Below are 1,122 nucleotides of genomic sequence, written 5' to 3'. Positions count from 1 at the left end.
ATACGGTAATTGCTGAAAAAATAAATTGAGAACAAGATAACTAAAGTTAAAATCACAAAAATTATTTTCTTGTTTTTAATCATATGTTTACCTAATTTTAAAGTTTGCGGATTATTCCACGAATGTCATTTTTATGCAATAGGATTACTAAAAAGGTCGTCTGAAATTTTCAGACGACCTTTCAATACCAAATCCAAACAACCGCGTGCGTCCATTCCGCACACATGCTACCTAATGAAACAGAGACTTTATACATGCTAAGGCTTGCTTTTGACGTTACAAGAAAAAAGATATTGTCCATCCCATATAACTTTTTCTTCAGGGTTAGAAATATCAACTTTATATAAAGGTGTGTTATTATTTACCCATTTTGAGCATATATTTAAATCAAAAATATATTTTTTATAAACTTCAAAATTTTTGTATGGGATATATAATTCATTGTGAGCTTTCATCTCATATGTACCCGAATATGGTGATGCTACAGAGTATTTTTCAGGCAAATAATCACCACAATTATTCAGAATATACTTTTTATTTATATAAGTTAAGTTATTATTTTTTCCAATATGTAAACTAGAAACATTTAAAAAATAGCTTCCTAAACCTCTTTCTTCTAGATAATTAGGCACTCCTAAAAATGGGAAATCATCTTCCGTTAAATCTTTTCTATCATTAATACTGCAACATTTATACGGGAAAAAATGAACGGAGCTGTTTTCTATAACAGAATAAAAACTATCATTATTTATTTTTGGATTATTCTTTGATGAAAATAGTAAACCTGAGTTAGAGAAAAGAATTTTCTTGCCTTCTTCTTGATTTAAAAACTTCCTTTTTCTGCTATCAAAAATATATTCTGCTATGCTTGCTTTCCCAACAGAAGTAAGCCAACAAGCACCATCGACAGGGCAATATTCTCTCCATTCACTATTCATTTCGTCATAATATCTACCTTGTGATAAATATCTGAAATAACTGGTCATTCCTCTGGCTAATAATTCTTCCTTATTCAATTTCCTTCCTTCGTCCACGCAAATCCCTTGCAGGTTCTGTTCTATAGCTTTGTTGCTGAGGATTTCAAAAGGGGAAAAGAAGATACGGTAATTGCTGAAAAAATAA

General features: G+C 30.3%; 1 protein-coding gene. It reads right to left on the bottom strand.

Features of this window, described 5'->3' with window-relative positions; all coding sequences use genetic code 11:
- Nucleotides 1-257: 257 nt before the first annotated feature.
- Nucleotides 258-1,122 (bottom strand): hypothetical protein (locus HMPREF2907_RS08010; protein ID WP_210388599.1); only part of this gene is annotated, 865 nt, incomplete at its 5' end.

It is taken from the genome of Neisseria sp. HMSC055H02 (assembly GCF_001813335.1).
GTDB classification, from domain to species: domain Bacteria; phylum Pseudomonadota; class Gammaproteobacteria; order Burkholderiales; family Neisseriaceae; genus Neisseria; species Neisseria sicca_C.
This window is presented reverse-complemented; position numbering and strand designations above follow the sequence as displayed.